We start from the raw sequence: 13,398 nt of genomic DNA, 5'->3' as shown, positions 1-13,398 counted from the left end.
CTGCATAATCCGGTTCGAGGTTCCGATACCTGGGATTACAAGAGACGACAGGGCTCCCATCTCAACCCGCCGCACAATTGATGGCATTCATGCCGAAAAAAGACACCGCTAAGATTTGCGACATAAAAAGAGGGTGCCTTTTGAAAGACACCCTCTTTTTATGTGATCAAGTAGTCCTTAGTTTTTCATTATCTTAAATGTTTCGTTTTTATTATTATCGCCCACCTGTATGAAATACAAGCCGGATGGGAGGCCGTCGAGTGACAACGTTTTCCTGTTGTTGTCATTGATATCAATAGTTTTCAGCAAGCGCATATCGGGACCAAACACTTTCACCAGCACTTTGGAGGTAATAGGTTTGTTGTATTCGATAAAGACGTAGTTGCTGGCCGGGTTAGGATAGATGTTCACGGTTTCCAGTTTGGTTACCGGCGCCACTTTGTTGAGTGGCATAGTTGGCGCGGCTATCCGTTGTTCTATCACGCCGCTGTTGAGTGCATCGTATGCGTTGACGGTGAACTGACCACAGAGCAGTTTGGGAAATACTTTCTGGAACACGATATATTTCTCCGCATAAGGTTTGAAAGAGAGTGCTGTCGGTGATACCGTGAGCTGTTTAGGACTGAAGTTGATGCTACCTACCGGTGGCTGGTGTAATTTGATACACTGCTGGTTGGTGGTGCTGAGATCGCGGAGAAGCACGTTGGTAAACGTACTTGTGCTGCTGGTGCTGCTGGTGATGTAGTTGGCGTTGGCCAGTATCGCGAACTTGTCTTTGCCGGCAGCTTTTATTTCAAGGCCATACCTTTCGGTGTAGTTGGCCGTCTGCGGGAAGGTGCTGAACTCCACGAGACCCAGGGAACCAGGCAGGTAGCGCAGTTGCAGGTAGAATACTTCTTTACTCACGGCAGTGTAGTAGCTGGTGGTGAAACCGGTGAGATATAGGTAGTAGTTTTCGTTGCCCAGGTTGCGGATAACGAGGTCGTTGGACTCTTCTGTGCCGGCATCGCCAACATGGAAGGAGCCTACGATGGTGCCGCTTTCTCTTACGTCCAGTATCAGTACCTGTCTGTTAGCTGCGCCGGTGGCGGCTGTGACATCGGTGAAGCCGGATATGAAGAAGGCATCGTTGCCGGCAATGTTGGTACGTTTCACGATCTTGGTGCCGGCAGATTCAGTGGTGGCACCGAGATAAGCGAAACCAGTAACAGGGATACCGGTAGGTTGGAGACGGAGGAAGAGTACCTGGCGTGGGCCACCAAAGCCACTAGTACACAGCTCTACATAACCAGTCAGGATGATGTTGTTATCGGTGGCTTCTGTCAGGGCCAGCGCGTTAGCGTTACAGGTGAAGTTGGTGGAGTACTGGTAGTTCCACACGATGGCGCCGGCGTTGGTGAGGCGGGTTACCAGTATGTTGATCTGCTGACCTGCTGGCGAGGGGCTGTAGCGGCCTGCAATGATCACATCGCCGTTAATAGCTTCAATAAGATCATTGTACTCAATGAGCGCGTTGGCGTTGGCAGTGGTAACCGCAGAGAAGTGCAGCTTCTGTACCCAGATAGGGTTCAGCAGCTGATCCAGGCGGATGAGTACTGGTGTGGAGTACACAGGGATGCCATTGATCAGGTTAGTGGACTGGATCACGTAGCCTAAGAGATAGTAACCTTTACCGCTTTTCATGCGAAAGATTTTCTTTGGCAGTAGGGAAGGTAACAGCTTGCCGGGTTGTGGTACCACATGCTCTGAGATGAAGTTGCCGTTGGCATCAAACTGATCGAGCGATAAAGAACTTTTCGTGGAATCCTGGTACACGTTGGCGCTCCATAACAGAAAGGCTTGTGGAGCAGAAGCTACCAATGGCGTGTCTACGACGAAACTTGCTGCTTTGTAGTGGAATTGCAATGCGAAGGTGTTGTAATACAGCTGATCCGCATTTTGTGCCTGGGTAGTGCTCAAACCAATAAGCCAGGCAATAATAGCCAGGTATAGATGTTTGTTCATGTGGGAAAGTTTTAAGTCAACAAAAGGGTTATTGTAAAAGGGGTGACAGAATATCATTGAAAAGATAAGCAGACACACCTGTAACGGACATGCAGTCGCCCGTGAATAGTAGCTATTTCTGCTCCATGTCGTTTTTAAAGGTCACTGTTTGCCTTATGGTAATATCGTCATCATATAGAATCAGAGTATATGATTTTAAAGCGGGGTTCTGTGAAAGCTGAAAAGCCATTAAACATAGAAATAACTACATTTAATGGCTTTTCTTATGGTTAAGCGATCCGTCTATCAAATAGCTTAGGCAGCGGCGAGTTGCCTGGATTTTCTATATCTCATGTAAACTACCAGACATGTAAAAGCGACAATCAGGATAATGGGCAGCACTAAAGTGACCTGTAATACTTCAGGGCCTGCAAGGTTCTTTGCCTCGTTCAGCGCGGCAGCTTCGGGAGTTCCTTCGGCCGCGGCCGCATAAGTACCCAGACTAGCACCTGCAGGAAGGTACTTAACAATCAAACCGTCATAAAATCCCCCCATGAACATAGTGTATATGGATACGGCGAACATTCCGGCACCACCCAGCAGGTTAAGCCCCAATGCACCGGACTGCGGGATATTCTCGGCAACAAAACCGATCATGGTTGGCCAGAAGTAACATACTCCGATACCGAAGATCAGGGCGGCAAGGAACACCGAGTTTCCTGTAAATGTGCTCAGCATATAAAGCCCTGCAGCGGCGAAAATGGCTGAAAACAGGAGAACACCCTGCGGTGCCAGCTTTTTAACGATCGGCTTGGCGAAGGCCCGGCCAACGACCATAATACCAGTCGTTAGCGTTAGCAGCAGCAGCGCATTGTCGGTCACGTTTTTTAGCAGGAGGCCTATCCACTGACCGGTGAAAAGTTCAGTGATCGCAGTCATTAACATACAAATAAGCATGAAGATGAACAGTGGCGTAAGTACTGCCCTGTACATGTCACCGCTGGAATAACCAGATGAAACCCTTTCAGTGAGCGGAAAATCAAGCCGCGAAAACAAGAAACCATAGATCAGGGTAGGAATCAGCATGGTAGCCACCTGCAACTGCCAGCCCAGGTTTAGGTTGACAAACAAGGTAACCACCAATGTACCGATCACGATACCTCCCGGAAACCAAAGGTGAAAATAGTTTAGTCTCGTTGTCTTTTCCTTAGGGTAAAGTGCAGCCACCAGTGGATTGCAGGCCGCTTCTACTGTGCCATTGGCAATACCAATCAGCAGGGTGGAGAAAAACAGCGTCCAGTAACCCTGTGCAAAAATAGTGAGTGCAATGCCGGCCAGGTGAAAAAGAAAAGCGATGACCAGCAGGCGTTTCATGCCGATGATGTCGACTATAACACCGCCGATGACCATAGCCAGTGGAAAACCCCAGAAAGCGGTAGCCGTAATGGAACCCAGTTGAGTCGCGTTCAGGTGGAAATCTACCCCTAATTGGTTCATCATTCCTGCGCGGATACCGAAGGAAAGAGAAGTTACTAATAATGCCAGGCAGCTTGCCCAGAATAACTTATTGGTTTGAATGTTTTGCATATACGTGGTTTTGGAGGATAATAAAAAATTTAAGGTTTAGCATCCGGTTCTTTCATCGTCCATGGTTTATCCCTACCTCAAGGGCTGCTGCCATATCTTCTTCATATTCCATGGAATTATTACAAGGGCACTGTTAGCCGTTCGCCGGTACCTTTTAGGATGTTTTCTCATAATACCGACACTGACCTGGATCAACGCCCCGCGCAGGCTTAAATTACAAAAAGAAGTGCTCTTTTTCTCATATTAAATGAGATAAAGAGCACGAATATTATAATTATTGTAAAATTTAATCTCCCTATCTAACCACCATCCCGGTTATTCCCCCCGTTATATCATTTAGACTTACCGGCTTTTCATTTTTCCAGTATGTGGCTATGCCATCAAGATAGCCCGCCAAATAAACGTCATTTCCGGCTACAGTGATGACCTTTACGCCAGCGCCTGCGGCTTCATTCCCACTGGTTAGCCGGACGGCTGTCCCATTCTTCCAGCAAACAACGATATTGGCACCTGCTTCATTTCTGTCAATCCCAGCTACGTATATGTCATTGCCGGATATGGCAATTGCATTTGCCCTGCATCCATCCGGAAGAACGACAGGCTTACCATTTTTCCAATACATGGCAATTTCTCTCCCGGCCGAATCAATTGTAAAACCCGCCACATAAACATCATTGCCGGATATGGCAATAGCATTCGCTTCTGCACTCTTCTTACCATCGGTCAGCGCTTTTTCGTTCCCATTTTTCCAGTAGGTGGCAACATATTCTCCCTGATCATTTGCCCGGCAACCGGCTATATAAACATCGTTCCCGCTGACGGAAAGGGCATATAATTTAGTGCCTTCACCAAATGAGGTAGCCGCTCCATTTTTCCAATATACCGCCTGGCTGCCATCATTTCCAATCACATGTACATCTGGACCGGATATACTTATTCCATTTGCTTTTGCATATGTTTTCCCATCAGAGAGTTTGATCGCTTCCTTATTTTTCCAATAGGTTGCAACAGGCTCTCCTGCAAGGTTATTTTGATAACCGGCGACATACACATCATTGCCAGACATAGCAATTGCTGATGCCCCTGCATACGTTGTACCATCCGTCAACTGGATTGTTTCCCCATTTTTCCAATAAGTGAGGCCTGTTCTTTTGCCCGAGTAGTCATCATATACTACTAATAGAGAGGGAGAGGACTGGGCCTTGAGAATCGGGGTAGCAGCCAATAATAGTAGCAATGGGATTGCTAATTGCTGAATCTTTCTGATCATTCTTTTACTTTTTTGTTCGTATTGCGATGTAACTCACACGGCATCAGATATTGTGCAGTTGAGTTTAGTCATTAACAATCTGGTTCGAGTTTCCAATACCTGTGATCACAGAAAATCATCAAGGTCAAAAATTGAAGCTTTTTTATTTGTGCTCGTCTAATCAAATTTCGCGATATGGCGCACTTTCAGCTTCATCCGTTTTATTACCGGTAAGTCAACCATTCTATCCCCCAAAGCCCTCTATGTTTTTCAATATTGAAAGTATCTCCTTTTTCAAATTGAGCGTATTGCAGTTCTGTAGTGATTCTTTTATGAATAGGGCCATTGGTTTTTTGCAACAGAAAATAACACTGATGTTTAAGGTTGGAAGAGGTCTTTTTGTCCAGTATCATAAAAGTTTCATTTTCAAGTTTTATCATTTTATACTTCCAGCTATGATGATAGTACTTACAGGTTTTCTGATCTATATCTACCCAATAGGCAGGTGTAGAAATACTATCGGGATGGATAAGGTCAAAGTAGTAAGCCTCTCCTGCATACCCCTCATCATCAGACCCGACAGATACTACGTATTTATTTGCTAAAAAATATTTCTCAACTACAGGGGCTGAAGAATCAAACGAATAATTTAACACGAGAAGAAAAGACAATACATAGCAAAACAGTCCTCCCCAAAAGGTGCTTTTACCCATTCCTTGATGAGGGGCACCTGCAAATAGAAAGCAATAAATTATGGCAGGTAAAAAAAAGCTGACTAAAAGCGATAAAAGATCTGCCTGATATATGGAGAAGACATGATACAGTATGAATCCAAATAAGCATGGAGTGAGCAGGTCAAGGGAAAAATTATATATATTATCGGGCATTGGTTTACTAAAGTAAAAAAGGAGATGCCTTGCTACCGAAATGGAAAATAAAAGTATCAGGAGATATCCGAATCCGGAAGATAAGGGGTCGGTACGTAACACATAAATGCCCAATACTATTCTGGTAATCGCAAGAAATAGACTACTAAACTGGCTCACGCCGGTTGGGGCAATAAATTCTTTAATTTTTCCTGTACTCATTTTTCCTACAGTTGTCTAATGCTTCGCTTCCTCCATCTGAAGAAGCGAAGCTTATCGGCAAAGCCAAATTAACCAATAAAAGAAAACTTATTCTCGAATGCTCTCCCGAAAACCGGAACAGGTTTTAGCGCTCCATTGACTGCGTTTATGATCCCCAGCACCCAAAAGATAGTGATTACAAGGCTAAGCAAACTCAGAAAGGCCAATGCAGGAATAATACTTGCAATAATGTTCAACACAATGCTGAGAAGAATACTGATAATGGCCAATCCCAGTGACTGCCGTAAATGGTATCTGAGCAGCTTGTCGGCCCTGTCTTTACCTGAATAATAGGCAATTGCCCAGCCGATCAATGTTACATAAGAGAGAATAGATAGTGTTTTTGTGCTCATGGTGAGATGGTTTACATGTGGTGTTATTACCGGCACAAAGGTGAACAGGCATCTCTTCAACAGCAAACTTCAGGTGGCTACGGAATGTCTACTTTCCGGTATAAATGTGTATACAAAACGACTACAGTTTTCTTAATTGGTTGTGATGTAAATAGTTACGTATGCCATTAAGAGCATTCCCTTTTAGACTGGCGTTTGTCATTATCAGATACCCTGCGAATCAACAATTTTCAAGCTGGCGTGTTTTGTAAGATTAAACTTGCCAGGAGGGAGCCACGGCAAGGGCGTCGGTAACATCGGCAAGGGCGCCAGCTTTTCCTAGCTTGATCCGGATCAAAATTGCTGGCATGGATACCAGGCCCCTGGAGTATGCCCCAATTATAGGCGATTCATTGCCTATCTTAGTATCATGGAAAAGAAGCGAGTCGTATTTTTTCTGTTTGACCATGTGCATCTGCTGGATCTGGCGGGGGCAGTCACGGTTTTTTACGAAGCAGGATGTTGCGGACATCCGTATGAATTGCGATATGTGTCGCCCTATACTGCGCCTGGTACTTCTTCAGGATTGGGGTTCACCCGTGTAGAGCCACTGGATGCCATCAGCATTCGATCCGACGATATAGTGATTGTAGCTGGAATGGACATTTCAAAGTGGGACCATACAGATGACAGCGTATGGATACCATGGCTGCAACACGCTGCTGCGGTAGGCGCTACCGTATGTTCTGTTTGCACGGCTGCATTTGCGCTGGCGGTGGCCGGGCTGCTCGATGGGCGTAGCTGCACTACGCATTGGGGCTATACCGTCGCTTTACAGCAACACTTTCCAAAGTTGCAGGTAATAGAAAACAGGTTGTTCGTAAAGAGCGATAATATTTACACCAGCGCGGGCATCTCTACGGGTATAGACCTGGCATTGTTCCTGGTGGAAGAACATTATGGTCCTACTTTCGCATATACGGTAGCCAAAGACATGGTGGTATACATCCGTCGCGACGGGGAGGCATCCCAGCATAGTATCCATCTGCAGCACCGGCAGCATATCAATCACCAGGTACATGAAGTACAGGATTACATTACTCATCATCTGCACACAAAACTGACAATCACCGAACTGGCGGCAATGGTGTTTATGTCGTCGCGGAATCTCACCCGCCTGTTCAAGTCTACGACGGGCATTACCATTGGAGATTACATCCGTAATCTGCGGGAAGAAAAGGCCACACAATTGCTGAAGGATGGCCAGAAACTGGCATGGGTTGCCAGGACCTGCGGCATTGGCAGTACCCGGCAACTGAGCCAGCTGGCAAAGAAGGCGGGTGTAACAGCTAAAATGGCCTGATTAGCAGGTTCGTTGTCCTTCTTTGCACGATGCCCTGCCGTAATTTGCGTGTATAATAATAGTATATGAAACATCTGTTTATTTTACTGTTGTGCATGCCTTTATGGGGAATGGCACAACAAAAAGAACCCGATTATGTTTGTCCACCTTGTGGCCAATGCGACGCTATCGTATATCATAAGCCAGGTGTATGCCCGCATTGTGGCATGACATTGGTGCTCCGTGATACCGCCCTGGTACCAGGGCAGCAGCTATCCAGCATCTGCTTCTACCTGTACGACGGTACAGAAGTGCTTGATTTTGCTGGGCCGTTGGAAGTGTTTTCCTATGCCGGGTTTAAAATATTTACCGTAGGTAAAACCAAGGCGCCTGTAACCATACAGGGCATATTAAAAGTGAATCCCGACTACAGTATACAGGATGCGCCACCGGCAGATATTTTTGCCATATTCGGTGGAGATGATGATGTTGCCGCTGGTGATCCGGAAGTGATCAGTTGGATCAAAAGCCGTGATGGCAGCACGAAAGGCTACTTCTCTGTGTGTACAGGTGCATTCGTGCTGGGACGTGCCGGTTTGCTGGACAGTCTCACGGTGACAACCTTTCATAATAGCATCCAATCATTGCAGAAGGCTGTGCCATCCGCCAAAGTACTGGCTAATGTACGTTATGTAGATAATGGACGTATCATTACCACTGCAGGTATCTCCGCAGGCATAGACGGTGCGCTGCACCTGGTGGCGAGGTTGAAGGGAGAGGCTGAAGCGATGCGTATTGCCAGGCACATGGAATATGATAAGTATGTGCCCGGGCAGGGACTGGTGGTGAAGCATTGAGAGGACCGACCGCCTTTAGCAAGTAATGGAAATAAAGCCTGCTGCCAAATAATGCAGCAGGCTTTATCCATGTATGTTATAGCTTAATTTTTGCTGGCGGGTTGTTGGTTGTCCACTACTTTCAGCGATAATCTGCTAATCGAATCGTTGAGCGTTACGTACTTCTCTTTCAGGAATTCCCTCCTTTTATGATCCACAGTTGACATAGTCAATGAGTCAGCGATGGTGGAAAGTGAATTCTTGTAATGGTTAAACCTGTCACGCTGCGTGGGATTGTGCCGGCTTTCGATGTACTTCTGCAGTGTGTCGAGATAGCTGTTTTGCCTGGACTGTACCTGAGCGATAGTCTGGCTGTCAGTAGCTTTTGATACGCTGTCGGAAAGCAGTTTACTTTTCTGAGATGTGGTCAGGATGTTCAGTGCGGTATCCTTGCTTTTGATCACGGCTTCCTGGCTGGAAATCAAATCATTCTTGTAAGAGGTGGACATAAACGTAAATACGCCCACTGTTACGGTCATGACGAAACAAACCACCATATAGCGGTTGATCATTTTAAGAATGGCTGGGTTAACTTTTGGCAGCGTAACCAGGCTGGCAATCAGTTTATACGCGAGATACATCAGCAAAAAACCAAATCCGGCGATCCCCGTGCCTAAAATCTTCACGATGTCTAAAGTGTCCATAGGAGTTTGAAATAAGGATCAAATATATATTATTTAGAATATATAATCTTTGTAGGATGGACAATAGTTGATTTTTTTGAATAGTTGAGATCGCAAAAAAGGGCAACTTAAGGGCTACTCTACCGTTAATCCGAAGAAATTCAGCGTATAGAATATCTCCTACACAAACCTTGGCATAAAATCTCCCTGCGTACATCCCGGGATCGGTATCAGCTGATCTCCTGTCTGGTCTGTATGTGGGTGTTTCGCCAGTTCCTGGTACCAGTTCTTTTTAAACGGCTCTTCTACCGTTGAAGGGTCAACAAGTACATGGTAACCACCCCTTGTTTCAATGAACCTTACATTAGCAGTATTGCCTACTCTTTCAAAGACCCAAGGCTTCAGAAATTGTTCATAATCAGCTTCCTTATAGTCGATATCGAAATCGACAAAACAACTTCTGCTTTTTGAGCGTTGTATCTCATTCATCACTTCCTGGTGAGGATTGTGTGTTTTCTTCTGATGTTGTATGCATTTGGCAAGTGTGGTAAGGCCACTAAACGTAGCATCATACATACTACGGGGATTAGGCGTAATGTAGATGGCCAGAGATTCCTGCGGAACAGGAGTGCCTTTCTGCGTATAAGCTCCTACAGGACATTCCAGTTGCCAGATCTTATAAAAAAGGTCTTCCTTCCGGCTGGTGAATCTTTTTAGCTGCTGCTTGTCGGATTTAATAGTATTCCCCTCTGCATACTTGCCTCTTGCCAATAACCCTACATAGTAGGTTTCTCCTTCTTCAAGGTCTGGCAGCCATGCAATAAATTCTTTGAGGATATTTTCATCTCTTATGATCTGATAATTCATAGGTATTGGCAATTCAGGGAATGCAGGAATATCTTTTATGTGCCATGCTAATATAATACTTTTTATTAATTCAGTGTCTCTCCGCCAATACACTTAGCCTCATGAAATTCACCTTCCGCTGTTGCGTCTTACGCCCCAATACGACCAAAATTATTTGGATACTTCGCTAAATTAATATTATCTTAGTAACTAAGATATTTACTTAATAAGATAAAAAATGGATACCGAGCTAATCAGACGAATAAGGAAACTGAGCCAGCAACATGCATATACTTCTATTCATATGCATGAAACCATTGCCCGAAAGGCCGGGTTTTCCGGAACTGATCACAAATACCTGGGATTCTTAATAGAAAAAGGGCAAATGACTGCCGGCGAGCTGGCGAATTTAACTGGTCTTACTACCGGTGCTATTACCGGTTTAATAGACAGATTTGAAAAGAAAAAGCTGGTGAAAAGACGATTTGCAGAAGATGACAGACGGAAGGTGATCATTGAGCCAAACATTGATAATATAATGGCTCTCTTTGAGCCGCTTTATAGGGAATTCCGGAAGGAGTCAGAAAACATTATCGCTTCATTTTCAGCTAAGGACCTCAAAGTAATAGAAACCTACTTTTTAAAAGCAATTGAGGTAATGAGTGAAACAACAAATAAGCTCAGCGAAAAATAATTGCAAAAAATCTAAATAGCATGAATATGGCCAATAAGAGTTCATATGTGTTAGGTTTTCAGGACATCGACAAGACAAAACTCAGTCTTGTAGGAGGGAAAGGTGCAAACCTGGGAGAACTTACCAGGATTGAAGGGATCCGCGTACCGGATGGCTTTTGTATTTCTACGGATGCGTTTAAAAGAATCATTGGGGAAATGCCATCGATTAATGGTTTACTGGATCAGCTATCACTTCTAAAGGTGGAAGACCGGGTTAAGATCGGTAAACTCAGCGCTGAACTTCGCAGCAGTGTCGAAGGGATAAACATTCCTTCCGATATTCATGAAGAGATCTCCCGTTGGCTCTCCCTGTGTGGTGAGAAAAATGCCTATGCAGTAAGATCCAGTGCAACTGCGGAGGATTTGCCAACAGCCTCTTTTGCAGGCCAGCAGGACACATATCTGAACATTATAGGAGAGGAGGCAATCCTAAAGCATATCAGCAGGTGTTGGGCATCGTTATATACCGAACGGGCAGTAATTTATCGTCTTCAAAATGGCTTCGACCACAATAAAGTTCAATTGTCTGTAGTTGTTCAGCAGATGGTCTTCCCGCAGGCGGCAGGAATTCTGTTTACTGCCGATCCCCTCACTTCTAACAGGAAAGAGTCATCCATTGATGCCAGCTTCGGATTGGGAGAATCCCTGGTCTCCGGCCTGGTGGATGCTGATAATTATAAAGTGGGTAAGGGTAAAATCATCGATAAGAAGATATCCACTAAGAAGCTGGGTATTTATGCCTTAAAAGATGGTGGTACGAAAGAACAGGAGATTGAACCCGGTAGCCGGAACAGGCAGGTACTAACGGATAACCAGATCCTGCAGCTTGAGCTAATGGGCCGGAAGATCGAAGTACATTTCGGCTGTCCACAGGATATCGAATGGTGCCTGGACAATGATACATTTTATATTGTCCAGAGCCGGCCAATCACTACTTTATACCCGATCCCTGAAGTGGCTGATCGGGAAAACCACGTCTATGTATCTGTTGGTCATCAACAAATGATGACTGACCCGATGAAGCCTTTGGGAATATCTTTGTTCCAGTTAGCAGCTGGCCGACCTATGTATACGGCAGGAGGAAGGCTGTTTGTCGATATCGCACCTGATCTTGCGTCGCCTGGCAGAAGAGAAATTATTGTAAATGTTCTGGGAAAATCTGATCCGCTCATAAGGGACGCACTGACGACTATCTTAGAGCGGGGAGATTTTATAAGATTGATATCTGATGAGGGGCAGGAAATAAATCCCGGTAAAAGCAATGGGAGGACATCGCCTGAAGACTTTCTAACGCTAAAGGAATATGATCCGGCAATCGTTGCTGAGTTGATAAAACGTAGGGAGGCATTGATAGACGAGTTGAAGCGTAACATCCAGGGGAAATCAGGATTGGATCGGATTGATTTTATTCTGGAAGACATCCGGAAAGTGAAAGATTCACCAGATCGGGAAAGCTTTGGTGTGATTATGACTGCGATGAATGCTTCATCATGGATAAATGAAAAGATGAAAGAGTGGTTAGGTGAAAAAAATGTAGCTGATACGCTCTCTCTGTCTGTGTCAAACAATATTACATCCGAAATGGGGCTGGCGCTATTGGATGTCGCTGATGTGATTCGCCCTTATCCGGAGATAATTAACTATTTACAGCATGTAAAAGATGATGACTTTTTGGATGAACTGATTAAGTTTAATGGTGGAGAGGAGGTGCGGAATGCTATCAATGCATATCTTAACAAGTATGGAATGCGATGCAGCGGGGAAATCGATATTACCAGAACGCGTTGGAGTGAGAAACCGGCTACACTTGTTCCTATGATCCTCAGTAACATAAAGAACCTGGAAGCTGGTGCCAGCAGCCGGAAATTTCAGCAGGGACTACAGGAGGCACTGAAAAAGGAACAAGAGTTATTAGAGCGAATAAAGCAATTACCGGATGGTGAACAAAAAGCCGGAGAGGCAAAACGAATGATCGGTTTGATCCGGAATTTCATGGGTTATCGTGAATATCCAAAATACAATCTGGTCAATCGTTACTTCATTTACAGACAAGCCTTACTGAAAGAAGCCGGACAGCTCGTACAAGCCAATATTCTTCATGAAAAGGAAGACGTCTATTTTCTTACGTTGGAAGAACTTCGTGAAGTCGTACGTACCAATAAACTGGATTACCAGGTCATCAGTAAACGGAAGGAAGAGTATAAATTGCATGAAAAGCTTACTCCACCACGTGTTATGACATCAGATGGTGAAGTCATTAGAGGCGAGTACAAGTGGGAAAATCTTCCGGCAGGGGCTATTGTGGGCTTACCTGTATCGTCTGGATTAATAGAGGGAAGAGCACGTGTCATCTTAAACATGGATGATGCTAACCTGGAAGAGGGAGATATATTAGTCACCGCTTTCACCGATCCCAGCTGGACACCATTGTTTGTATCCATAAAGGGCCTGGTCACAGAAGTTGGCGGACTGATGACTCATGGAGCGGTTATCGCTCGTGAATATGGCCTGCCGGCAGTTGTCGGAGTAGGGAATGCTACTAAGCTGATAAAAGATGGTCAACGGATCCGGGTGCATGGAACAGAAGGGTATATTGAGATTTTACCAGCGTAAAAGACCTGTTTACAAAAGATGTATCAATAATAAGCAAAGGCACTGAAAACCGATTAAACAACTAC

General features: G+C 45.0%; 11 protein-coding genes. 4 read left to right on the top strand and 7 right to left on the bottom strand.

Features of this window, described 5'->3' with window-relative positions; translation table 11 throughout:
• Nucleotides 1-177: 177 nt before the first annotated feature.
• From F3I09_RS33810 to F3I09_RS33790, 5 genes are all read right to left on the bottom strand, one after another.
• The gene (locus F3I09_RS33810) at nt 178-2,004 is read right to left on the bottom strand and encodes a T9SS type A sorting domain-containing protein (RefSeq protein ID WP_188134069.1); all 1,827 of its coding nucleotides are present in this window, start codon (nt 2,002-2,004) and stop codon (nt 178-180) included.
• Between the two features lie 294 nt (nt 2,005-2,298).
• The gene (locus F3I09_RS33805) at nt 2,299-3,570 is read right to left on the bottom strand and encodes a sugar MFS transporter (RefSeq protein ID WP_149699478.1); all 1,272 of its coding nucleotides are present in this window, start codon (nt 3,568-3,570) and stop codon (nt 2,299-2,301) included.
• A gap of 295 nt (nt 3,571-3,865) precedes the next feature.
• Nucleotides 3,866-4,840: a hypothetical protein gene (locus F3I09_RS33800; RefSeq protein WP_149699477.1), complete on the bottom strand. Its 975-nt coding sequence runs from the start codon at nt 4,838-4,840 to the stop codon at nt 3,866-3,868.
• Between the two features lie 203 nt (nt 4,841-5,043).
• On the bottom strand, nt 5,044-5,907 hold the full coding sequence (locus F3I09_RS33795) for a hypothetical protein (protein ID WP_149699476.1): 864 nt from the start codon (nt 5,905-5,907) through the stop codon (nt 5,044-5,046).
• A gap of 68 nt (nt 5,908-5,975) precedes the next feature.
• The gene (locus F3I09_RS33790) at nt 5,976-6,299 is read right to left on the bottom strand and encodes a DUF4870 domain-containing protein (protein ID WP_149699475.1); all 324 of its coding nucleotides are present in this window, start codon (nt 6,297-6,299) and stop codon (nt 5,976-5,978) included.
• A gap of 409 nt (nt 6,300-6,708) precedes the next feature.
• Here F3I09_RS33790 and F3I09_RS33785 point away from each other — a divergent pair, with 409 nt between their 5' ends.
• On the top strand, nt 6,709-7,641 hold the full coding sequence (locus F3I09_RS33785; protein WP_149699474.1) for a GlxA family transcriptional regulator: 933 nt from the start codon (nt 6,709-6,711) through the stop codon (nt 7,639-7,641).
• Nucleotides 7,642-7,706: 65 nt separating this feature from the next.
• Nucleotides 7,707-8,477, top strand: a complete 771-nt coding sequence (locus F3I09_RS33780) for a DJ-1/PfpI family protein (RefSeq protein ID WP_149699473.1) — start codon at nt 7,707-7,709, stop codon at nt 8,475-8,477.
• Between the two features lie 83 nt (nt 8,478-8,560).
• On the opposite strand, the gene F3I09_RS33775 is transcribed toward F3I09_RS33780, so the two are convergent.
• Both F3I09_RS33775 and F3I09_RS33770 read right to left on the bottom strand, forming a co-directional pair.
• Nucleotides 8,561-9,160, bottom strand: coding sequence for a hypothetical protein (locus tag F3I09_RS33775; protein ID WP_149699472.1), 600 nt, complete (start codon nt 9,158-9,160; stop codon nt 8,561-8,563).
• 159 nt (nt 9,161-9,319) lie between these two features.
• Nucleotides 9,320-10,006 carry a hypothetical protein gene (locus F3I09_RS33770; protein WP_149699471.1) on the bottom strand — a complete coding sequence of 229 codons (687 nt, stop codon included), beginning with the start codon at nt 10,004-10,006 and terminating at the stop codon, nt 9,320-9,322.
• Between the two features lie 217 nt (nt 10,007-10,223).
• Here F3I09_RS33770 and F3I09_RS33765 point away from each other — a divergent pair, with 217 nt between their 5' ends.
• Nucleotides 10,224-10,679 (top strand): MarR family winged helix-turn-helix transcriptional regulator, encoded by a 456-nt coding sequence (locus F3I09_RS33765; RefSeq protein ID WP_149699470.1) that lies wholly within the window; start codon nt 10,224-10,226, stop codon nt 10,677-10,679.
• A 26-nt stretch (nt 10,680-10,705) separates the two neighbouring features.
• Entirely contained in the window at nt 10,706-13,333 is a 2,628-nt protein-coding gene (gene ppsA / locus F3I09_RS33760) for a phosphoenolpyruvate synthase (protein ID WP_149699469.1), read from the top strand.
• Nucleotides 13,334-13,398 lie beyond the last annotated feature (65 nt).

It is taken from the genome of Chitinophaga sp. CF418 (assembly GCF_900142925.1).
Classification (GTDB): Bacteria; Bacteroidota; Bacteroidia; order Chitinophagales; family Chitinophagaceae; genus Chitinophaga.
Note: the sequence above shows the minus strand (reverse complement) of the source record. Positions and strands in the feature narration are given on the sequence as shown.